Raw genomic sequence first — 21,091 nt, 5'->3', positions numbered from 1 at the left:
TCTTAGTATATCATCTACTTGCTAAACTGTCAACTACTTTTTTTAAATTTTTTTACTTTTTTAAAAAAAATAATATTTTATCCCTTTGTTAAATATATAATCAAAAAGCTGGACAATCATCCAGCTTTTTCTAAAACTCATTATTTGACCTCAAGTAAACCAAGATCTCCATCTTCGCGACGGTAGATGACATTTGTTGTGTTGTCATCTACATCCGTATAAATGAAGAAATCATGTCCCAGCAACTCCATTTGAAGAAGTGCTTCTTCTAAATCCATTGGTTTTAAATCAATGTGTTTTGAACGAACAACTTTTGCAGGTGCTTCATCAACTTCTTCTACTACTGCATCTGTAAAGATCTGACTTGTTGAAACTTTAGTTCTATTTTTTCTTTCAATTTTAGTTTTATTTTTGCGAATTTGGCGTTCAATTTTATCAACTACTAGGTCAATTGAGCCATACATATCTTGTGAGATATCTTCAGCACGAAGAGTTATTGAACCAAGCGGAATCGTTACTTCGACTTTAGCCGTTTTTTCACGGTAGACTTTAAGATTTACGCGTGCATCAAGTTCTTGATCAGCTTGGAAGTATTTTTCAATCTTTTCCAGTTTAGAAACTACGTAATCACGGATTGCTTCTGTTACTTCAAGGTTTTCACCACGGATACTATATTTAATCATATAAGTACCTTCTTTCTAAACATAAAATTTTTCTTTTTATATATTAATTATAACGCTTTCATTTTTTTTTTGCAAATTTTTTCCTTATCTTGCTAATGAAAATGTCATGATTTCTTTCGCTCCATTTTCAAATAATGTCAATTTTGCATCTTGCAAGGTTGCTCCTGTTGTATAGATGTCATCTACAAGTAAAATTTTTTTCGGGATTTTCGTATTTTCAATCATGTAAAAATTCCCTGTGTTTTCTAATCTTTCTTTTCTGTCTTTACTAGACTGAGTTTGACTTTCTTTTTTCTTTAATATTTCTTGATAAGGTATTTGTGCAGCTTCAAGTAATCCTGACACTTGATTGAATCCTCTTTTTCTCATCTTACTTTCACTTAAAGGAATGCTTAAAATTGTGTAGCTTTGAAAATTTTTTAACTCTTTTCTTAGGCTTAAGGCAAATACATTTCTTAAAAGATAATCTCCTTGAAATTTGTAGCGACTAAAATAGTCTTTCATTGCTTTATTATAAGTGTACAAACTTTTATGTGCTACTTCTAATCCTCTTTCCTGCCAGTACTGACAATCTTTGCACAATTTTTTGTCCCCAGCTTTATAACAGGTTGGACAATGTTCTTCTGGAATTTCTTCGAAGGAATTTAAGCACTCTTGACAAATGTCATTTTCTTTTCTTTTTAATAGTAATAAATCCATAAAATTCAACTGCTCTTCTAATATAGCTAAGCAGATTAGACATTGTTTCATAAGCCAGCCTCTCTATTCATTGCTTTAATTTCATTGATTGCTTTTTCTATCTGTATATTAGTGCCATCATGAAAAAATAGTAAGTCACCTGTAGGTCGTTCCATACTTCTTCCTACTCGCCCGCCAATTTGTACTAAAGCACTCCTTGTAAAGAGACGATGGTTAGCTTCTAGAACAATAACATCTACACAGGGAAAAGTAACGCCTCTTTCTAAAATTGTAGTTGTAACTAGTATACTTATTTTTTTATCTCGAAAATCTTGCACAATTTCTAATCTATTTTCCGTTGTAGAGGCTACAAAGCCTACAGTTTCTTCTGGAAAATATTTCTGTAAGACTTGCTTTATCTCTTGTCCTTTCTTAATCTCCGAAGCAAAAATTAAGAGTGGAAATTTTGTTTTTCTTTGTTTTCTCAAATACTTGACTAACTTAGCTGGTAGCTTAGCTTTTTTAAGGTCTTTATTTAGATCAGAAAGCCATACTTTTTGTGGGATAATCAAGGGATTTCCATGAAAGCGTCTTGGCAAACTTAACCTTTTTAAAATTCCTTTTTGAACTTTTTTATCAAGCTCATCTGTTGAAGTTGCGGTCAAGAATATAGTAGTTCCTTCATTTTTAACTGCTTGCTCGACTGCATGATAAAGCACAGGATTATCTACATAAGGGAAGGCATCCACCTCGTCAACAATGAGTAGATCAAATGCTTGGTAAAATTTTAATAATTGATGAGTTGTTGCAATCACTAGGGGACTCCGTGAATAGGGGTCGGACTCCCCATGCAAAAGGGAAATATCACAGAAGAAATCTCCTTTTAAACGTCGGTACAGTTCCAAACAGACATCTATCCGAGGACTAGCTATACAGACAGCCCCTCCTTGATCTAACACCCGAGCAACCACTTGATAGATCATTTCCGTTTTTCCTGCTCCAGTTACAGCGTGGACTAAAGTATCCTGTTTACTTTGTACTCCTTCAAGTAATCCCTTAGAAACTCTTTCCTGATATTCTGTCAATTGGCCGAGCCATTTCAAACTCGATATTATAGGAAAAGATTCTTGAGAAAAATAATAAAGATCTTCGTCACTACGTACTCTCCCTAGAAGAATGCATTCTCTACAATAATATGCACCAATTGGTAATAAATTTCTTTCCTTATCAATTTGACTGTGGCAGCGAGAACAAAAGAGTTCTCCTTTTTTTTCAAAAACTGATGGTAGTCTTTGAGCTATCTTCAAAAGTTCAGTAGGTAACTGTTCTTTAGTAAAAATTCGACCGAGACAATCTTGCAATTCTAACATATCTTTTTATTCGTATTTTCTTGGAAAAATCCTTGTTTTTTTGTACAATGAAATCATGGAATTTAAAACAATTAAAGAAAATGGTCGAGTTGAAGAGGAAATCAAAAAATCTCGTTTTATCTGTCATGTAAAGCGGGTAGAAACCGAAGAAGAAGCTAGAGATTTTATAAACTCTATAAAAAAAGAACACTACAAAGCCACCCATAACTGTTCTGCCTTTATTTTGGGAGAAAAAAGCGAAATAAAGAGAACTAGTGATGATGGTGAACCAAGTGGTACTGCCGGTATCCCCATGCTGGGAGTTTTGGAAAGCCATCAGTTAACCAATCTTTGTGTTGTCGTAACTCGGTATTTCGGTGGGATTAAACTAGGTGCGGGCGGATTGATTCGAGCTTATGCAGGAAGCGTTGCTCTAGCAGTTAAAGAAATTGGACTGGTAGAAATTAAAGAGCAAGTGGGATTAAGGCTTCAGTTGTCCTATAGTCAGTACCAAGAGTATGGTAATTTTTTAAAATCTGAAAACCTAATGGAGTTTGATACCGAGTTTACGGATTCTGTAGCTACTACTATTTTTGTGAATAAAGAAGATAAAAATAGAATCGAGGAAGGCCTGATCGAATTTTTCAATGGTAAAGTTCAGTTAAGCAACCAAGGAATTCGGCAAGTGGAAGTTCCTATTATTTCTTGATATAAAAAAAAGCTATGATAGCCATAGCTTTTTTATATTTTACAAATTCCAATTTTCATTTTATACTTTTCTTAATTCTATTTCATGAGGTGTAGTTATGTCTAAAATTTATAATAATATTACCGAACTAATCGGAAATACTCCCATTGTCAAACTAAATCATTTGGTTCCTGATGGTGCAGCTGATGTATACGTGAAGTTAGAAGCCTTTAATCCTGGATCTTCTGTCAAAGATCGTATCGCTCTTAGTATGATTGAGGCAGCAGAGCGTGATGGTCTTCTTAAACCTGGATCAACTATCGTTGAAGCAACCAGTGGAAACACTGGAATTGGTTTATCTTGGGTTGGAGCAGCCAAAGGCTATAAGGTTGTCATTGTCATGCCAGAAACGATGAGTGTTGAGCGTCGTAAAATCATCCAAGCTTACGGAGCTGAGTTAGTCTTGACTCCTGGAAGCGAAGGAATGAAAGGAGCGATTGCAAAAGCAGAGGAAATTGCTGAGGAAAGAAATGCATGGTTGCCACTTCAATTTAATAATCCTGCAAATCCTGAAGTACATGAAAGAACTACTGGCGTAGAAATTCTAGCAGCCTTTGGCGACACTGGATTGGATGCTTTTGTTGGTGGAGTTGGAACAGGAGGAACTATTTCAGGAGTCTCCCATACTCTTAAAAAAGCAAATCCTGCAATCGAGATTTATGCGGTTGAAGCAGACGAGTCTGCTGTTCTATCTGGTGAAAAACCTGGACCACATAAAATCCAAGGCCTTTCTGCCGGCTTTATCCCTGAAACCCTTGATACTGATGGCTATGATAAAATTGTGCGAGTTACTTCTGAACAGGCTTTAGACTTTGGCCGTCATATTGGTGGCAAAGAAGGTTTCCTTGTTGGTATTTCATCTGCAGCAGCAATTTATGCAGCAATTGAAGTTGCTAAAAAACTTGGACAAGGTAAAAAAGTCCTTGCTCTTGCTCCAGATAATGGTGAACGCTATTTGTCAACTGCTTTATATGAGTTTGACAAATAATTTTACAAACGATATGACAGATAAAAGAAAATCATCCTAACATTCAGGATGATTTTCTTTTTCGTCTTTTTGCTGAGATAAAAATTGAAGGGCTTCTTCAGTCCAAGTCGGAATACTCTTAGCAAGAGGTGCAAAGCCAAACTTATGACGGTCATTCGAAAAGCGATGACGCTTAGGTAGGCGATGTTTTTCTTCTTCCAAAGTTCTCATTGATAGGCTAGCCTTCTTAGTATATTCATCGAAATCAAGGACTTGCACTTGCACAGAATCCCCTATAGCTAGAAGATCATGAATATTTTCTATGTATCCTGTTTTAATCTCAGATATATGAATCAATCCGGTAATACCAGATTCAAGTTCAACAAAGGCACCATAAGGTTGGATTCCTGTAATGGTCCCCCTTAATTTATCGCCAATCTTCATTCGTCTTCAACCTCAATTGTCTCGATAACTACATCTTCCACTGGTCTATCCATCGCTCCAGTCTCTACTTGAGCAATCTTATCCAAAACTTGATAAGACTGTTCATCTAGTAACTGACCAAACACGGTATGACGTCGATCTAAGTGGGGTGTACCACCTTTAGTTGCATAGATCTCTGCGATAGGTTCCGGCCATCCCCCACGACTCAATTCTTTTGCCGAGTATGGTAGATTAGAATTTTGTACAATGAAGAACTGACTTCCATTGGTATTAGGTCCAGCATTGGCCATAGAGAGCGCCCCGCGAATATTATACAATTCTGGCGAAAATTCGTCTTCAAATCTTTCGCCATAAATCGATTCGCCACCCATTCCTGTTCCTGTGGGATCTCCACCTTGAATCATAAAATCTTGAATAATACGGTGGAAAATAACACCGTCGTAATATCCATCTTTTGACAAAGCGATAAAGTTAGCTACCGTTTTAGGAGCTTGTTCTGGGAACAGGACCAATTTCATGTCACCTAGATTTGTCTTGATTGTTGCAAAGGGCCCTTTGTTTTTTTCCATTTCCACTTGTGGAAAGTTTAATTCTTTTTCTACCATACCTAATTTCTCCAAAGCATCAAAGATGCCATCTTCTTCTACTGTTTTTGTAATATAATCTGCTTTTTCAATAATTTTTGGATGCGAATGCCCCATAGCAATACTCATGCCAGCATAGTCAAATAGCTCTAGGTCATTCAACTCATCACCGAAAACCAAGAGATTTTCAGGTTTTAAACCAAGTTTTTCTATAACCTTTTGGACTCCTGTCGCCTTGGAACCAGCAATCGAAACGACATCTGAGGAATTCGGGTGCCAACGAACCAAACGTAAATCTCCTGATAAATCTCCAGGTAGCTGTAAACTATCTCCTTGATCCTCAAAAGTCCACATTTGATAAATCTTTTCTGACTGGTAAAAGTCAGAATCGACAGGTAAATCCTGGTAAACAACATCAATGGCTTGATTAATCATTGGACTGCGAGCCGAAAGAGCGGCTCCATGACTGCCAACAAGCCCGTATTCAATCCCAACTTCCTTAGTCCAAGCAATGTACTTCTCTACTATATTTTGGGGGATTGGTTGCTCACTAACGACTTGTCCTTTTTTATCTTCTACATAAGCACCGTTTAGGGTCACAAAAAAGTCAGGTTCTAGTTCACGAATCTCGGGCACCACACCAAAAATCCCACGACCTGAAGCGATCCCTACCAGGATCCCTTTTTCTTTCAGAGTCTTAAATACTTGTTGGATACTCGCCGGCATATAACCTGTATCTTTCACCCTCAAAGTATCATCAATGTCAAAGAAAACAATTTTAATTTTCTTAGCCTTGTATTTTAATTTTACGTCCATATATCCCTCTTTATTTGCGATGTTCCCATTATACCATAAATACAGCCAGAGGACTGCTCTCAAAATCAGAAGACTTTTTCTACCTTATCAAAAGTCTTCCTGAGGAACTAAGTGATGCTGGAAGGCATAGACAACCGCTTGAGTCCGGTCGCTCACTTCCAATTTTGATAAGATATTAGAAACATGAGTTTTTACTGTTTTTAGAGAAATATAAAGTTCATCAGCAATGCGTTGATTTTCATAGCCCTTGGCTAGAAGCCCCAAAATATCTCGTTCTCGGGCGGTTAAATCATCATGTAATTCAATGTGATTGCGATGGTACTGAACTTTTTTGCTGACTTCTGTTTCAATCGCAATTTCTCCTCTAGCTACTTTTCGGATAGCATGTAAGATCTCATCTGCACTAGATGTCTTCAGCATGTAACCTTTAGCTCCAGCATCCAGAACAGGATAAATCTTTTCATTATCCAAGTAGGAAGTCAAAATCAAAATCTTTGCCTCTGGCCAAGTTTCTAGAATAGCCATAGTAGCCTCGATACCATTCATCTCTGGCATAACAATATCCATGATGATGACATCTGGTCTTAGCTCCAAAGCCAGCTCAACTCCCTCACGGCCATTAGAACTTTCTGCCACCACTTCAACATCTGCTTGTAAGTCTAGGTAGCTTTTTAATCCCAAACGAACCATTTCGTGATCATCTACTAATAAAATTTTCATACTAATTCTCATTTCTATCTAGTAAAGGCACTCGAATATCAATTGCAACTCCTTGCTTAGGAGCAGTCAAAATCTGAATTTCTCCTGCCATATCATGAACTCTCTCTTCAATATTTTTCAAGCCATAACTTATTTCATCTAGCTTTTCTCTGTGAAAACCAATACCATTATCAGCCATTTTTAGCTGAACTTCGTGTCTGTTCTGATATAAGTAGACATCTAAACGACTAGCCTTGGCATGGCGAAGGGTATTGCTAATAATCTCTTGCGCAATTCGAAAGATGTGTTCCTCAATCTGTCTTGGGATGGAACCAACTCGATGTTCAAAGTTGACTTCAATCTCACTCTTATCAACTAACTCTTTCAAGATCACTTCCAAACCTTCGACCAAACTTCGACCTTCTAATTCTGTAGGCCGAAGATGTAGTAGCAAGATTCGCAAATCTTTTTGGGCAGTATCCAAAATGGAAGACACTCCTTTTATTTGCTGCTCTACCACTTCTCTTTCCAAAGTCCCCAGTTGACCTGAGACACCTGATAGAATCATATTCGCTGCAAAAAGCTCCTGACTAACCGTATCGTGAAGATCTCTAGCAATACGACGGCGTTCTTTCTCAACAATCACCTCTTCGTTTTGGAGAACTTGATTTTCAGACTTCTGCAGATTTTCTGTTAACAATGCCATCTTAGCAACAATTTTTTCAAATCCATAATCAATGTCTTCCTGATTACTTACCTCTATTTTTTGGCCATCTAAAATATTTCGAATATTTCTTCTGATAGATGTTAAGGTTACAATCTGTACAAATTTCATAATCAGCAAGAGTAGTATAGTCAAAGACAGAGTTAAAAAGAAAATGAAGAAGATAAACTTTTGTAGTGTTTCAAAATTCCCCAGAACTGTTTGCCATTGAAAACCAAAAAGGCTGAAGACATATTGAATGACAACGGCTAAAACAAGAAAGGAATAAAAGAAAAGTATAAAATAGTAAGACTTCCTCATTTACGAACGACCTCAACATTTCCAATAAGACTGGCAATAACAATTTTAACGCTTTTATTGGCTCTGTCAAAATCTGGCGTAGTCAGAGAAATACTTTCATTTCTCAATTCCCGAACAGTCTGCCCTAAAAAGAAGAGTTCCCCGTATAAACTATTGACCTTTAAACTGACTGCCACATCAACTGGAACAATAATTTTTGTGTCACCAATTCCTTTTCGCAAGATAATGACATTATCATGATTGGTTAAAATTACCTCTTCCAGATGAATAGTATCTTTCCCTACCATTCGAAAAAGGTTAATATCGTCAAATCGGCAACTATCATGGGAGGAAAAATGATGTATATCCCCAAGCCAACGATTTTTCTCTTTTTTTACAACTGTATCTTCCTCAAAAATTAGGTGAGTCGCTTCATTTTCCTTGTATATATAAGGAGAAGCAACAATCAGACCATAAACGACAGCAAATAGAACTGCTGCAATGACAAATGGATTGAGCATAATAATAAGAAAAAAGAGAATAGAAGCTGTAACTAAGAAAAAATTACCTCTTTGCCTACCTAGATAATAATAGAGAAAGAGCAAAAACAAAATTGAGAGAAGGACAAGTCGAGAAAAATCACCTGCAACAATCGTAATAAAAGCCATTGTCAGTAAAATTGCTTCAATTAATACAAAAAACTGAATCTTTCTCATCATACTTATCCTTTCTACTTTTCTATTTCTATTGTATCAAATTTTACTATTTTTTCCTCAGACCTGAGCATGAATCCTAAATTTACAGACATCGTTTCAATTCTTATTCGTTCCAGAAAATCAAAACTTTTTAAGAGCTCCACCAAAAAAAGCAACCAAGGAGGTTGCTTTTATTTTAATCACCATGTGTCGAACTTGATGCTGACGTTTCGTCTTCTGAAGAACTTGACGATGACGTATTCTTACTGCTAGAAGAAGAATTCGAGCTCGAGCTAGAACTTGAACTTGGAGTAGTTGCTTCCGTGACATACAAAGTCACTTTTACCTTCTTAGGATTAACTGGTCCAGTTGCTGGAGATTGTGATGTCACCAAATCAGATTGACTCGACACAACCGAACGATCCACGACTCTTTCAATGTTACTAGATGGAATTCCTAGAGAAATCAGATAATTCCGAGCATTTGCATAAGTATATTGAAGGCTACCAAAGTTTGGCATTTCAATCGTTGATACTGCTTTGGCTACCTTTAAGACAATCTTCGTATTTGAAGTGAGATCATAGGTAGCTCCCGCAGCTGGTGTCTGTTCAAAAATTGTTCCTTCTTCTACATCGTTTGTTTCAACTTCTTCAACTTTGATATTGTTTTTTGGAACTTTTAGAACATCCGTGAGTCTCTCAACAGCTTGGGCAGTCGTTTGGCCAGTATAGTCTTCCATAATTAGCGTTTTAGCTCCCTTAGAAACAACTAAGTTAACTGTACTGCCTTCTTTTCTCTGAGTTCCTGCCACTGGATCTGTGCGAATAATCATCCCTGAAGCTACTTCATCACTATTCTCTTCTATCTCTTCACCAACTTTTAAATTGACTTTTTCAATCGCTTCTCTAGCTTCAGCAACGGTCTTGCCAGTAACATCTGGAACCTGCTTATTAGATGGTGTTAGATAGAGCAATGCTAGAAAAGCAGCAATGACCAGAAATACTGCAGCTAACAAAACCTTGTATCTCGCTCTCAAATGACGCTTTTTCTTAGGTTTTGTTGGTGGTGCAACTTGAGGGGCTTGCAGTTCAACATCTGTAGCTGGATCATTTTTTACTCTAGAAGCTACAGGAGGTGTAACTTGCGGAATCTTTGGAAGTGTCTTAGTATCCGCTTTTACCGCGTCATCAAACATCAGTTTCTTTTCATTCCGTCGTTCAGGTGACAGGCAACTAGACAGATCTACATACATATCCGAAACACTTTGATACCGGTCTGTCAGCTTTTTAGCGGTAGCCTTAATAATAACATTTTCCAGAGACTGCGGAACATTGGCATTTTCAGCAATAATAGACGGCAATGGTTTTTGGAAATGTTGTAGAGCAATCGTCACTGCACTATCCCCATCATAAGGAATATGACCAGTCAGCATCTCATAAAAGATGATCCCCATCGCATAAATATCGCTTTGGAAAGTTGCTTTCGAACCACGCGCCTGCTCAGGAGACAGGTAATGAACACTGCCCAGCATTGAATTTGTCTGGGTCAAACTTGTTTCTGCAAAGGCAACCGCAATCCCAAAGTCCGTTACCTTAGCATTTCCATCTGGAGTCAGGAGAACGTTTTGCGGTTTCAAATCTCGGTGAACAATCCCACGAGCATGTGCCAAACGCATGGCTAAAAGAATTTGCCCCATAATTCGAACGGCCTCTTCGTTCGACAAAGGAGAGTGTTCCTTGATATAACGTTTGAGATCCAAGCCAGCTACATATTCCATAGCCAAATATTGCTGGCCGTCTTCTTCACCAATATCGGTGACACGAACGATATGTGGATGGTCCAAATCCGCCATGGCACGCGCTTCTCGTTGGAAACGTGCAACAGCGATAGGATCCGTCTGGTAATTGGTTCTAAGAACCTTAACCGCCACTTCTTCACCATCTAAAATCAAATCCTTGGCAAGATAGACATCTGCCATCCCGCCTCGGCCAATTTGTTTGATGATTTTATATCGCCCGGCAAAAATTTTGCCGATTTGAATCATGCTTCTTCCTCCTTGTCAAAGTACACAAGAGCTACTGTAATATTGTCCAGACCTCCTGCATTATTGGCAAAGCGAATTAAAGTTTGAGCTTTTTCTGGCAAAGTAAGACCACTTTTTAGAATATCATAGATTTCACTTCCGGCTACCATATTTGATAAACCATCACTGTTAATCACGATATAGTCGCCCTCTTCTAAAGTGATTATTCCAAAATCAGGCTGAATTTCATCTTTTTGTCCGATTGATTGGGTAATGATATTTCGTTGGGGATGACGTTCAGCTTCTTCAGCTGTAATCTGACCAGCTTTCAAAAGAGCATTGACTAAAGAATGGTCACTTGTTAGTTGTTTGTACTCTTCTCCACGGACCAAGCCGATACGGGAATCCCCTATGTGAGCATAAATTGCTTGATTGCCAATAATCGCAATGGCCTCAAGTGTCGTTCCCATTCCCTTGTACTCGTCTGATTGTCCAACTTCATGAATCTTTTTATTTTCTGCTTCTAAGTGCTCAGCAAACCAATCTCTCACACCATTGACAGAATCAATCTGCGTATCGACCCAAGCAGCACCCAAGTCTGTTACGGCCATTTCACTTGCAATATTTCCAGCACGGTGACCACCCATGCCGTCCGCTAGGACAATCAAAGGCATCCCAGAGCGATTCACAAAATGATTTACGAAGTCTTGATTATTTGTACGTTTTTTACCAACATCTGTTAATAATGCTATTTCCATTCTGTTAGTATCCTCCTCTTTCAAGATATTCTCCTAAACTGACTGATAAAAAAGCCATCGCTTCCATATAATTCGGGAGTGATTAAAATACACCCATCTTTTAGAATATCTTTTCTTTCATGTTTTAAGTTTACCTGCTCAAAGTTAGGATGTTTCTCTAAAAATTTAGAAACTACTTGACTATTTTCTTGTGAAAAAATAGTGCAGGTACTATAAGTTATTATACCACCTTTTCTCAAACTTTTACAAACACTATCTAGTATCTCTAGCTGAATTTTTTGTAAAGAGAGAAAATCTGCATTTTCTTTGTTGTATTTGATATCCGGTTTTCGCCGTAAGAGACCAATTCCCGAACACGGAGCATCTACTAAAATCTTATCAAAGGCATCCTTACCGAATTTCTGATAGACTTCTCTAGCATCAAGCTTTTTTGTTTGAACTTTATCAGCAAGACCCAACCGAGTAGCTGCTTCTTCGATCAATTGAAGCTTATGCTCATACAAGTCTAGGGCTATGATTTCCCCAGTATTTAAATATGAAGCCATATGAAGAGTCTTTCCACCAGGCGCACTGCAAGCATCTAAGATTCTTTCATCTCCTTCAATACCTAAAGTTGGTGCCACCAGCTGACTAGATTCATCCTGAATTGTAATTAGGCCAGACGTAAACAATTCGTGACCAGCAAAGTGACCTTGATTTTTAACCAAAGCAGACGGAGCTAAGAGAGAATCTTCTGCCTGTAAAAGTCCTTTTAGTTCCTCTTTACGAGCCAAGTCTGTCACACGAATACTGGCTTTATTCCGCTCAAAAAGACTCGCTAAAATGGCCAGGGCACGTTCTTCACCATACTCTTCTATTAAAGCCTTAACTAGCCATACTGGCGTCGAATATTGGATAGAATAGCGCTTGTTCTTCCGTTTAATCGTTTCAACGTCAGCTACACCTTCACGTTCTATCCGACGCAAAATAGCATTAACAAACTTATCGCTTCCTAGCTTTCGTTTTTTAGCTAGTTCAACAGCTTCATGAATAAGAGCGTGATTTGGAATCTTATCCAAATACAGCATTTGATAAAGACTCAAGAGCAAGAGAATGTATAGCCAAGAATCTAGTTTATTCCGGTCTTCAATTAGATGGGACAGATACCACTCAAGGGTCAGCTTACGATCAACTGTTCCGTAGACAAGTTCTGTCGCCAAACTTTTATCTTGTTGAGAAAGCTGAACCTTCTTGAGAGCCTTATTGAGGGCAATATTGGAAAAAGCTCCTTGATCAAATACTTCTTCTAACACCTCTAAAGCCACCTGTCGCGCACTTTTTCTTCTAGTTTCCAAACTTATCTCCTACTGCTAAGTTTCGGCCAGCACCATTCAAAAAATCTGAGATAGTCATTTGGGGTTTTCCAGCTGGCTGAACTGTCTTAAGGGCAAGTGCCCCTTCTCCAGTTGCAACAAGTAGCTGCCTTTTCCCAATCTCTAAAATCTCTCCAGGCTGGCCTTCTCCATCTGCTAATTCCGCTTCATAAATTTTAAATCTTTCACCTTGCCATAGAGTATGGGCTACAGGCCAAGGATTCATTCCGCGTATCTGATTAAAGAGTTGACGATTGGTCTTGTTCCAATCCAGTCTTTCTTCTTCAGGTCTGATATTTGGTGAGAAAGTAACCTGACTTGGATCCTGAGCTTCAGGCTGAATATCCCCAGAAAAATAAGCCGGCAATGTGTCCAAAAGTAAATCTCGACCAACAATGGCCAGTTTCTCAAACAAAGTACCGACATTATCTTCATCAGTGATTGGAATACTTCTGCAGGAAATCATATCTCCTGCATCCATCTCTTTGACTGTTTCCATGATTGTAACACCAGTTTCCTTATCACCTTGAATCAAGGCGTAATGAATTGGTGCCCCGCCACGGTGTTTGGGCAGAAGAGAAGCATGGACATTGACAACAAAATTCATGCTTGCAAGAAGTTTACTTGGAAGGAACTGTCCAAATGCTGCTGTTACAATTCCGTCAGCACCTAGATTCATGATTGCTTCCATTTCTGGACTTCCAGATAATTTCTCCGGCTGATAGATTGGCAACCCATAAGATAAAGCCACTTCTTTCACTGGTGTTATTCGAATTTCTTTTTTCCGCCCTACTGCTCGATCTGGCTGAGTCACAACAGCCAAAACTTCGTATTGGTCACTTTCCAACAATCCCTTTAAGACCGTAGCAGAAAAGTCAGGCGTACCCATAAATATTAGTTTTATCATACTTATTTCCTTTTACATAAAGTTTTGTGGTTCGTTATCAATGCTGAAACGCAAGTCCTTGTTATCCCGTTCCTGCGTCCATTCCAAAATCTTATTTAAAGTTTCTTGCAAATTATCTTCAAAACGATATTTTACTAAAATCTGATAATGAAAAAGATTATGTGTACGGGCAATTGGCTTGGGTGTAGGTCCCAGTATTTTAACCTGGTCAGACAGACCCTGCTTCAAAATATCCAAAACTTGATAGGATTTTTTTACTAAAAATTCTTCATCTTTGTGGGATAAAGTCAAGCCAACTGTAAAATAATAAGGCGGATAGCCAAGTTGCCTGCGAATATTCATTTCATAGTTAAAAAAGCCTTCATAATCTTGCTTTTTAGCATACTCAATAGCATAGTGGTGGGGGTTGTAGGACTGAATCAAAACTTGGCCTTCCTTTTCAGCGCGGCCTGCTCGACCAGCTACTTGAGTCAAAAGCTGGAAAGTCCGCTCAGAAGAACGAAAATCTGGTAAATTCAGAGCTGTGTCCGCATTCAGCACACCGACCAAGGTTACATTTGGAAAATCCAAGCCCTTAGCAATCATCTGGGTTCCCAGTAAGATATCCGCTTCACCTCGCCCAAAAGCTTCTAAAATCTTTTCATGACTACCTTTTTTTCGAGTCGTATCCACATCCATTCTCAAGACCCGCGCATCAGGAAAGGCTGTTTTCAACTCATCATAGGCTTTCTGCGTCCCCGTTCCATAGTAGCGCATACTCCTGCTGGAACAGTTAGGGCAGGCATAGGGGATATCTTTGACAAAACCGCAGTAATGACAGTTCATGGTCTTGGTATCCATATGAAGCGTTAAAGAGATATCACAGTTTGGACAAGTGTCCACTGTCCCGCATTCTCGGCACATAATAAAACTTGAATAGCCTCTGCGGTTCAACATGAGAACAACTTGTTCCCTTTTATCCAAACGCTCTTGAATAGCCTCTAAAAGTGGAGGGGTAAAGTTTTTGGCTTCATTTTGACCAATATAATCCCTAAAATCGACCACTTCAACTTGTGGAACCTTGGCTAGGGGATTGGCCCGTTTAGTCAGCCTTAAAAATTGATACCGACCCTTCCCCGCTCTTGCTCTGCTTTCCAAGCTTGGCGTTGCTGATCCCAGAACTAAAACCGCCCGATTATACTGAGCTCGGAGAATAGCAACTTCTCGAGCATGGTAACGCGGATTAGAATCCTGCTTGTATGAAGATTCGTGCTCCTCATCAATGATAATTGCACCAATATTTTTGAGAGGGGCAAAAACAGCTGAGCGCGCGCCAACAACAACCTGGGCTTCCCCTCTTTCCACCTTACGCCATTCGTCATATTTTTCACCATTTGACAAGCCAGAATGAAGGATTGCCACCTGTTGGCCAAAGCGGGCAATAAAACGATCCGTCACTTGTGGAGTCAGAGAGATTTCAGGAACCAGCATGATAGCAGTTTTCCCTTTTTGTAAGACTTGTTCAATTACTTGAAGATAAACTTCTGTCTTGCCACTTCCTGTGATTCCTTCTAGCAAGATCGGATTCGCATCTTGGCCAATCTTCTCAGTTATCGCAGCGACAGCGTTCTCTTGCTCACTATTGAGCTCTAATTCTTGGTCCTTTCTCTCTCTTTCAAAATAGCTTGCCGTTCTACTGACTTCTTTTTCCTCAACAACAATTGCATTTTGGTCTATAAAATACTGAACCAATTCTCTAGAAAATTTTTCCCGCAAATCCGCCAGCAACTGTGCTTCGTTTTGCTTCAGTAAATACTCTTTTAAATCCTGCTTTCTTTTGGCACGATTGGATATATCCATTTCTACTAAGGAGTTATGATTTACCCTATACCATTTCTCTGTTTTGATTCGTTTTTGATCTGTTGCCTGATACTCCATACGAATCCGTCCTAATTGGCTCAAGCGCATAAAGGCTGCTTGTCGTTCCTTGTCTAAATCAGAAAAACGAAGACTAGTCTGCTCCCCAAAAATCTCTTGTCTCTCCTCTAAAGACATCACTTCCGTCGGATAGAGTATTTTGTCGTAGGAGGAGTTAAGAAAATTAGGTAGCATGGCTTTTAAAATGGAAATTTTGTAAGAGAAGACTGTTTTACGTAACTCATCTGCCAGCCAGAGTTGCTCTTCGTTTAAAACCGGACTAAAATCAAGAACTTCAACAAGTTCTTTTAATCCCAAACCCTCTTCCTCTTCAATAGCAAGAACAATCCCTTGAATCAAACGATTGGCCTTTCCAAAAGGAACGTGAACCCTCATCCCGACTTGCAAGGCTTGAGAAAACTCTTGAGGAACTGCATAACTGAAAGGTTTATCCGTCTGCATCAAGGGTACATCTACAATAACTTTAGCAACTAGCATTTCCTCTCCTTCCTTTCTCACTTTTAAGTATTAGCTAATTATTTGCACAAAAATATACGTCTCTCTATTATACCGAAAAAATAGCTGGAATAGAAAAAAGAAGATTGAGTTTCCCCAATCTTAAATCTTTTCGCCTTCTTCTTTTTCTTTAGCGATTTGTTCTTTAATTTTACGTTCTTCTTCTTCCTTACGCAAGCGCTCTTCTTCTGCACGGCGACGAACAGCCTCACGCTTTCCTTCTGGATCCGGGTGAATTGTTACATTACCAGACTCAATTTCTTCTAGAGCTCGAAGAGTTGATTTGACAGATTTAAAGTCCTGAGTCGGTGTGGCGCCAGCCTCAAGCTCGTGTGCACGCTTTGCTTCCAAAATTACTAATGAATATTTTGATGGTACCTTGTCCAACAAGGTATCAATAGACGGTTTTAACATCATAATTTTTTACCTAATTTCTAATCTTTATCTTACTGCTGCAGAATTTTTGACCATGTCTTGATAGTGGCCAATCACGCGATCCACACGGAAATGCTCCGCCTCAATCACTCGCTTAACTCGTTCAGCCGCTAGACTGACCTCATCATTGACAATAGCATAGTCATACTCACGCATGAGGGCAATTTCTTCCTTGGCCTTCTCAATCCTCTTAGCAATGACGTCTGCACTGTCTGTGCCACGACCAACCAAACGGTCTTGTAATTCTTCCAAATCTGGAGGTGTCAAAAAAATAAAGACAGCGTCTGGAACTTTTTTCTTGACCTGCAAGGCACCTTGCACCTCAATCTCAAGGAAGACATCGATTCCCTTATCCAAGGTCTCGTTGACATAAGTTAGTGGCGTCCCGTAGTAGTTACCGACATACTCAGCATACTCCAACATCTGACCCTGACGGATCAACTCTTCAAACTCTTCACGAGTTCTAAAGAAATAATCCACACCGTCCACTTCACCTGGACGTTGCGGACGTGTCGTCATAGATACAGAATATTGAAATTGGTTTTCTGAGCTTTCAAAAATTTCACGTCTAACCGTTCCTTTTCCTACACCAGATGGTCCAGAAAAAACGATTAACAAGCCACGTTCCGTCATTTGGTCTCCTTCACAGTCTTTTACCTAGTGTAACAAAAAAAAGCAGATATTTCAACTGCTTTTTATGATGATTATAAGCTACTGAAAGAAAAAAACAGCTCGAAAGCTGTTTCTCTACTTAGCATAATCAACGGCACGCAATTCACGAATAACTGTGACCTTGATATTTCCTGGATACTCCAGATTGTTTTCAATTTTCTCACGAACATCATGTGCCAAAATCGTCACCTTATCATCCTTGATTTTTTCAGGATGAACCATGATGCGGATTTCACGACCCGCCTGCAAAGCAAAGCTGGTCTTAACACCATCGAATTCATTCGCAATTTCTTCTAAGTCATGCAAGCGTTTAATATAGCTTTCTAGTGACTCGCTACGAGCACCCGGACGAGCAGCGCTGAGCGCATCCGCTGCAGCAACAATGACTGCAATCACGCTTTCAGCTTCTACATCTCCATGGTGGCTAGCAATGGTGTTGACCACAACTGGATGTTCCTTGTACTTACGAGCGAGCTCGGTACCAATTTCAACGTGACTTCCTTCCACTTCTCGGTCAATTGCTTTTCCGATGTCATGAAGGAAACCAGCACGGCGTGCCAGAGTTGCATTTTCACCAAGTTCACCAGCAATGACTCCTGCTAACTTCGCCACTTCAATTGAATGGCGAAGGACATTTTGTCCATAAGATGTGCGGAATTGCAATCGTCCCATGATCTTCATCAAATCAGGGTGAAGGTTTGGAGCTCCAATTTCATAGGCTGCTGCTTCCCCATATTCGCGAATACGATTATCAATTTCCAGACGGTTCTTCTCTACCAGCTCTTCAATACGAGCTGGATGAATCCGTCCATCTTTGAGGAGAGCCTCCATCGTCATGCGAGCAATTTCACGGCGAACAGGATCAAATCCGGATAGGGTTACAACGTCTGGAGTGTCGTCGATAATGACATCAATTCCTGTAAGACTTTCAAAAGTGCGGATATTGCGTCCTTCACGACCGATAATCCGTCCCTTCATAGTATCATCAGGCAAGTGGACTGTTGAGTTGGTCTGCTCAGCCACATAATCACCAGCAATCCGCTGCATGGCTTGAACCAAGATATCTTTGGCCATCTTGTCAGAGCGTTCTTTAACCTCTTGTTCAGCCTCACGAATACGCATTGCAATTTCTTTGGTTAGCTTTTCCTCTGTTTGAGCAAGAATCAGATCACGTGCTTCGTTCTGCGATAGTGAAGCAACTCTTTCTAGTTCAGCTTCTTTTTGTTTTTCAAGCTCAGCTAGTTGTTCTTCCCGCTCATCAATGTATTTAGTTTTATCTGAAAGACTTTGTTCTTTCTGCTCGAGCAACTTCTCTTTGTTGGTCAAGTTATCATCTTTTCGATCAAGGCTAGCTGCACGTTCTGTCAAACGACTTTCTGTTTGTTTCAGCTCTTGACGCTCAGACTTAAACTCTGCCTCAACTTCTTCTCGATATTTTCTGGCTTCTTCTTTTGCCTCCAAAAGTGCTTCTTTTTTAAGCGAATTAGTCTCGCGTTTTGCATCTTTCAAAATGATATCTGCTTCACGCTCGGCCTGACCGCGTAAATTCGTTGCTTCTTGTTCAGCATTCAAAAGAGTAAGTTCCGCGGCTTCTTTTGAAGATTTCATTCGAGCCGAGATGCTTACATATCCAATGACTAAACCAATGATGACGGCAAAAACAAGAGCGAAAATCATTTCCATGTTTTTACCTCATTAATTTATTTTAAATTGAATTCGAAAATTCTTAATTATTTTATCATAAATTTGATAAATTAACAAACTGATTTTGGTAAAAAAGAGAGCGATTTCTTATATTATTTTATTAAGTTTTTGGCAAAGCCTTGTGCCACCTTATTCTTGTCAAAAATTATTTTTTTACAAAAATATTTGATATAATCGAATTATAGAAATTGATTACAAAGGAGACTTTTATGTCTAAAGAAGTTATTGTTGAAAGTTTCGAGCTTGATCACACAATCGTTAAGGCCCCTTATGTACGACTCATTGGAGAAGAAAGCGGACCAAAAGGAGATGTCATTTCCAATTTTGATATCCGACTTGTCCAGCCCAATGAAGATTCCATTCCAACTGCAGGTCTCCATACCATTGAACACCTGCTGGCCATGCTTATCCGTAAACGCATTGATGGAATGATTGATTGCTCTCCTTTTGGTTGTCGAACTGGTTTCCATATGATCATGTGGGGGCGTCATACCCCATCCGAAATCGCCCAAGTGATCAAATCATGCCTTGAAGAAATCGCTGAAACCACTACTTGGGAGGACGTCCCTGGAACTACGATTGAGTCTTGCGGAAACTATAAAGATCACAGCCTCTTTTCTGCCAAGGAGTGGGCTAAATTAATCCTCAAACAAGGGATCTCAGATAATGCTTTCGAACGCCATGTTATTTGATTATTCAATAACGAAAAAAATCTCAAGACTAATTTTTTAGCTTGAGATTTTTTATTTGTTTCTAAAAGTCTAAAGAATCCGCATAGCCCGGACCATTTCCTACAAAATAACCTGTTTTACAGTTGATACTAAAGAGGTAGGTTCCATCTGGCTTAAAGAGATTATAGTAGCCATTTCCTTTTATAATATTGACACGTTCGATGATATATTGATCGCCAGTAATATAGCCACGTTCCCGTGAAATTTTTAAGATTTTTTCCAAAATACCTGGATTAAAGACCCAAGCGGGATTATTGACATCATCAATCACAGCCTGATTATAAGGAACACGGCTTAGATTTCTCTGAAAAGGAACACCAGTGCTGGACAGTCCTCCATATCCAGTAGAACCACCCGTGATTACGCCTTGATCCGCATTATTAGTGGTTGGTGCTGTTGGAGTGGTTTCAGCAGGTGCTGGAGCTGTATTGGAAGCAGTCCCTTGACCTCCAGCTGCTTGAGAGACTGTTTGCTGACCCTTTCCTTGACTAATGGCAGAGCTGATTAACTTATCTAAATTATCATTGCCCGTTTTAGTTTCAGTAAAAGTCGCGTCCCCCTTAACTTTTGCATTAGTATCTAAAACACCATCTTTGATCGCAGCTGTTTCAAACTGAGAATTGACTGCTTGAATTGCTGAGATTTGTTTTACAAGATTATCATATTTAGCCTTAGCAACCGTATATTCCTTATCATTTTTCAGGGCTTCAAGTGCCGTTTTTAATTGATCCAAGTTGGCAAAGCTACTGTTTTTAATAGCCAATTTATTCTTATCAGTAAAGAAAGAATCATACAAATCATTAAATTTTTTCAAAGCACTGTTTTCAGAACTTGAACTACTTGAACTAGTCTTTTTACTTGCTTGACTGCTGGAGCTCGTTACTGTTTTGCCTGCCTGATTACGATTCATCGCAAAATACGCAGTTGCCGCAATTCCAGCTACAGCCAGAAGAGCTACTAGGGCATAGATGACCTTTTTACTACCAGAGCCTGTCTTTTCATCATCTTCTTCATAAGAATCCTCTGTAACTGCTGTAGATACTGGAGGAACAGGCTCCAAGTCCACCTGAGTCTTATCTTCGGGCTCGTCAGAAAAGGCCTGGCTGACTTCAGCTTCTAACCCAGGACTCTTAGGAGAAGCTATAACTTCTTCTTTCGTCTCATCAGTTAAAACTGTTTCTTTTTTCGCTTCTTCAGCCTGTTCGTCTTGTTTCTTTTGAGCTTGGACGGTTGCTGTATACTTTCCAGCTTCAATTTCTTGACGATGTTGCTTGATATATTTGTCTAAAACACTATCATCTTCTTTGACGCCAGCTTCTAATTCCTCACTTTTTCTGGCAGCCTGACCAATAGTCATTTCTTTAGCTTCTTCAAAATCTAAAATAGATTCTTGCTCTTGGCTTTCAGGCTTTTTATTTTCCTTACTCATAG

Annotated in this window: 20 protein-coding genes; 3 read left to right on the top strand and 17 right to left on the bottom strand. The window is 39.1% G+C overall.

All coding sequences use genetic code 11. The features are described 5' to 3' along the window. Nucleotides 1-140: 140 nt before the first annotated feature. The 3 genes from hpf to AWH02_RS05960 form a co-directional block, all read right to left on the bottom strand. A complete protein-coding gene (gene hpf, locus AWH02_RS05970) occupies nt 141-683 on the bottom strand; it encodes a ribosome hibernation-promoting factor, HPF/YfiA family (RefSeq protein WP_012000104.1) in 543 nt (180 codons plus the stop codon). Between the two features lie 84 nt (nt 684-767). Further along, complete coding sequence (locus AWH02_RS05965) at nt 768-1,433, bottom strand: ComF family protein (RefSeq protein WP_012000103.1); 666 nt, start codon at nt 1,431-1,433, stop codon at nt 768-770. Then, nucleotides 1,430-2,731: a DEAD/DEAH box helicase gene (locus tag AWH02_RS05960; protein ID WP_060552928.1), complete on the bottom strand. Its 1,302-nt coding sequence runs from the start codon at nt 2,729-2,731 to the stop codon at nt 1,430-1,432. Before AWH02_RS05960 ends, AWH02_RS05965 begins: the two co-directional genes overlap by 4 nt. Nucleotides 2,732-2,786: 55 nt before the next feature. Here AWH02_RS05960 and AWH02_RS05955 point away from each other — a divergent pair, with 55 nt between their 5' ends. Together AWH02_RS05955 and cysK are read left to right on the top strand one after the other, a co-directional pair. Beyond that, entirely contained in the window at nt 2,787-3,419 is a 633-nt protein-coding gene (locus AWH02_RS05955; RefSeq protein WP_060552929.1) for a YigZ family protein, read from the top strand. A 97-nt stretch (nt 3,420-3,516) separates the two neighbouring features. Beyond that, the gene (cysK, locus tag AWH02_RS05950) at nt 3,517-4,446 is read left to right on the top strand and encodes a cysteine synthase A (protein WP_008808600.1); all 930 of its coding nucleotides are present in this window, start codon (nt 3,517-3,519) and stop codon (nt 4,444-4,446) included. A 36-nt stretch (nt 4,447-4,482) separates the two neighbouring features. Here the strand turns inward: cysK and AWH02_RS05945 are convergent, their stop codons facing one another. The 13 genes from AWH02_RS05945 to AWH02_RS05885 form a co-directional block, all read right to left on the bottom strand. Then, nucleotides 4,483-4,869: a S1 RNA-binding domain-containing protein gene (locus tag AWH02_RS05945; protein WP_060552930.1), complete on the bottom strand. Its 387-nt coding sequence runs from the start codon at nt 4,867-4,869 to the stop codon at nt 4,483-4,485. Beyond that, nucleotides 4,866-6,269, bottom strand: a complete 1,404-nt coding sequence (locus tag AWH02_RS05940; protein WP_060552931.1) for a bifunctional Cof-type HAD-IIB family hydrolase/peptidylprolyl isomerase — start codon at nt 6,267-6,269, stop codon at nt 4,866-4,868. The genes AWH02_RS05945 and AWH02_RS05940 overlap by 4 nt, the downstream gene beginning before the upstream one ends. Nucleotides 6,270-6,356: 87 nt before the next feature. Continuing rightward, nucleotides 6,357-6,989: a response regulator transcription factor gene (locus AWH02_RS05935; RefSeq protein ID WP_060552932.1), complete on the bottom strand. Its 633-nt coding sequence runs from the start codon at nt 6,987-6,989 to the stop codon at nt 6,357-6,359. A 1-nt stretch (nt 6,990) separates the two neighbouring features. Next, nucleotides 6,991-7,992, bottom strand: coding sequence for an envelope stress sensor histidine kinase LiaS (locus AWH02_RS05930; RefSeq protein WP_060552933.1), 1,002 nt, complete (start codon nt 7,990-7,992; stop codon nt 6,991-6,993). Next, nucleotides 7,989-8,687, bottom strand: a complete 699-nt coding sequence (liaF, locus tag AWH02_RS05925) for a cell wall-active antibiotics response protein LiaF (RefSeq protein WP_060553303.1) — start codon at nt 8,685-8,687, stop codon at nt 7,989-7,991. The genes AWH02_RS05930 and liaF overlap by 4 nt, the downstream gene beginning before the upstream one ends. Before the next feature lie 175 nt (nt 8,688-8,862). After that, the gene (gene pknB / locus AWH02_RS05920; RefSeq protein ID WP_060552934.1) at nt 8,863-10,710 is read right to left on the bottom strand and encodes a Stk1 family PASTA domain-containing Ser/Thr kinase; all 1,848 of its coding nucleotides are present in this window, start codon (nt 10,708-10,710) and stop codon (nt 8,863-8,865) included. Further along, nucleotides 10,707-11,447, bottom strand: coding sequence for a Stp1/IreP family PP2C-type Ser/Thr phosphatase (locus AWH02_RS05915; RefSeq protein WP_060553304.1), 741 nt, complete (start codon nt 11,445-11,447; stop codon nt 10,707-10,709). Before AWH02_RS05915 ends, pknB begins: the two co-directional genes overlap by 4 nt. A gap of 20 nt (nt 11,448-11,467) precedes the next feature. Beyond that, nucleotides 11,468-12,781 (bottom strand): 16S rRNA (cytosine(967)-C(5))-methyltransferase RsmB, encoded by a 1,314-nt coding sequence (rsmB, locus tag AWH02_RS05910; protein WP_060552935.1) that lies wholly within the window; start codon nt 12,779-12,781, stop codon nt 11,468-11,470. Next, nucleotides 12,771-13,706: a methionyl-tRNA formyltransferase gene (gene fmt / locus AWH02_RS05905; RefSeq protein ID WP_060552936.1), complete on the bottom strand. Its 936-nt coding sequence runs from the start codon at nt 13,704-13,706 to the stop codon at nt 12,771-12,773. Before fmt ends, rsmB begins: the two co-directional genes overlap by 11 nt. Nucleotides 13,707-13,718: 12 nt before the next feature. Further along, the gene (locus AWH02_RS05900; protein ID WP_060552937.1) at nt 13,719-16,100 is read right to left on the bottom strand and encodes a primosomal protein N'; all 2,382 of its coding nucleotides are present in this window, start codon (nt 16,098-16,100) and stop codon (nt 13,719-13,721) included. A 120-nt stretch (nt 16,101-16,220) separates the two neighbouring features. Next, nucleotides 16,221-16,535, bottom strand: coding sequence for a DNA-directed RNA polymerase subunit omega (gene rpoZ, locus AWH02_RS05895; protein WP_008808589.1), 315 nt, complete (start codon nt 16,533-16,535; stop codon nt 16,221-16,223). A 24-nt stretch (nt 16,536-16,559) separates the two neighbouring features. After that, a complete protein-coding gene (gene gmk / locus AWH02_RS05890) occupies nt 16,560-17,186 on the bottom strand; it encodes a guanylate kinase (RefSeq protein WP_008808588.1) in 627 nt (208 codons plus the stop codon). Nucleotides 17,187-17,300: 114 nt separating this feature from the next. Next, nucleotides 17,301-18,908, bottom strand: a complete 1,608-nt coding sequence (locus AWH02_RS05885; RefSeq protein WP_045772969.1) for a ribonuclease Y — start codon at nt 18,906-18,908, stop codon at nt 17,301-17,303. A gap of 230 nt (nt 18,909-19,138) precedes the next feature. On the opposite strand from AWH02_RS05885, the gene AWH02_RS05880 reads away from it, so the two are divergent. Continuing rightward, nucleotides 19,139-19,621 carry an S-ribosylhomocysteine lyase gene (locus AWH02_RS05880; RefSeq protein WP_008808586.1) on the top strand — a complete coding sequence of 161 codons (483 nt, stop codon included), beginning with the start codon at nt 19,139-19,141 and terminating at the stop codon, nt 19,619-19,621. Between the two features lie 61 nt (nt 19,622-19,682). Here the strand turns inward: AWH02_RS05880 and AWH02_RS05875 are convergent, their stop codons facing one another. Beyond that, on the bottom strand, nt 19,683-21,089 hold the full coding sequence (locus tag AWH02_RS05875) for a cell division site-positioning protein MapZ family protein (RefSeq protein WP_145762180.1): 1,407 nt from the start codon (nt 21,087-21,089) through the stop codon (nt 19,683-19,685). Between the last annotated feature and the right edge of the window lie 2 nt (nt 21,090-21,091).

Source organism: Streptococcus gordonii, from assembly GCF_001553855.1.
In the GTDB taxonomy this organism is placed as follows: Bacteria; Bacillota; Bacilli; order Lactobacillales; family Streptococcaceae; genus Streptococcus; species Streptococcus gordonii.
This window is presented reverse-complemented; position numbering and strand designations above follow the sequence as displayed.

Bases quoted from the DNA above. Each gene is read 5' to 3' on its own strand.
- hpf (WP_012000104.1), bottom strand. From the start codon at position 683: ATGATTAAATATAGTATCCGTGGTGAAAACCTTGAAGTAACAGAAGCA.
- AWH02_RS05965 (WP_012000103.1), bottom strand. From the start codon at position 1,433: ATGAAACAATGTCTAATCTGCTTAGCTATATTAGAAGAGCAGTTGAAT.
- AWH02_RS05960 (WP_060552928.1), bottom strand. From the start codon at position 2,731: ATGTTAGAATTGCAAGATTGTCTCGGTCGAATTTTTACTAAAGAACAG.
- AWH02_RS05955 (WP_060552929.1), top strand. From the start codon at position 2,787: ATGGAATTTAAAACAATTAAAGAAAATGGTCGAGTTGAAGAGGAAATC.
- cysK (WP_008808600.1), top strand. From the start codon at position 3,517: ATGTCTAAAATTTATAATAATATTACCGAACTAATCGGAAATACTCCC.
- AWH02_RS05945 (WP_060552930.1), bottom strand. From the start codon at position 4,869: ATGAAGATTGGCGATAAATTAAGGGGGACCATTACAGGAATCCAACCT.
- AWH02_RS05940 (WP_060552931.1), bottom strand. From the start codon at position 6,269: ATGGACGTAAAATTAAAATACAAGGCTAAGAAAATTAAAATTGTTTTC.
- AWH02_RS05935 (WP_060552932.1), bottom strand. From the start codon at position 6,989: ATGAAAATTTTATTAGTAGATGATCACGAAATGGTTCGTTTGGGATTA.
- AWH02_RS05930 (WP_060552933.1), bottom strand. From the start codon at position 7,992: ATGAGGAAGTCTTACTATTTTATACTTTTCTTTTATTCCTTTCTTGTT.
- liaF (WP_060553303.1), bottom strand. From the start codon at position 8,687: ATGAGAAAGATTCAGTTTTTTGTATTAATTGAAGCAATTTTACTGACA.
- pknB (WP_060552934.1), bottom strand. From the start codon at position 10,710: ATGATTCAAATCGGCAAAATTTTTGCCGGGCGATATAAAATCATCAAA.
- AWH02_RS05915 (WP_060553304.1), bottom strand. From the start codon at position 11,447: ATGGAAATAGCATTATTAACAGATGTTGGTAAAAAACGTACAAATAAT.
- fmt (WP_060552936.1), bottom strand. From the start codon at position 13,706: ATGATAAAACTAATATTTATGGGTACGCCTGACTTTTCTGCTACGGTC.
- AWH02_RS05900 (WP_060552937.1), bottom strand. From the start codon at position 16,100: ATGCTAGTTGCTAAAGTTATTGTAGATGTACCCTTGATGCAGACGGAT.
- rpoZ (WP_008808589.1), bottom strand. From the start codon at position 16,535: ATGATGTTAAAACCGTCTATTGATACCTTGTTGGACAAGGTACCATCA.
- gmk (WP_008808588.1), bottom strand. From the start codon at position 17,186: ATGACGGAACGTGGCTTGTTAATCGTTTTTTCTGGACCATCTGGTGTA.
- AWH02_RS05885 (WP_045772969.1), bottom strand. From the start codon at position 18,908: ATGGAAATGATTTTCGCTCTTGTTTTTGCCGTCATCATTGGTTTAGTC.
- AWH02_RS05880 (WP_008808586.1), top strand. From the start codon at position 19,139: ATGTCTAAAGAAGTTATTGTTGAAAGTTTCGAGCTTGATCACACAATC.
- AWH02_RS05875 (WP_145762180.1), bottom strand. From the start codon at position 21,089: ATGAGTAAGGAAAATAAAAAGCCTGAAAGCCAAGAGCAAGAATCTATT.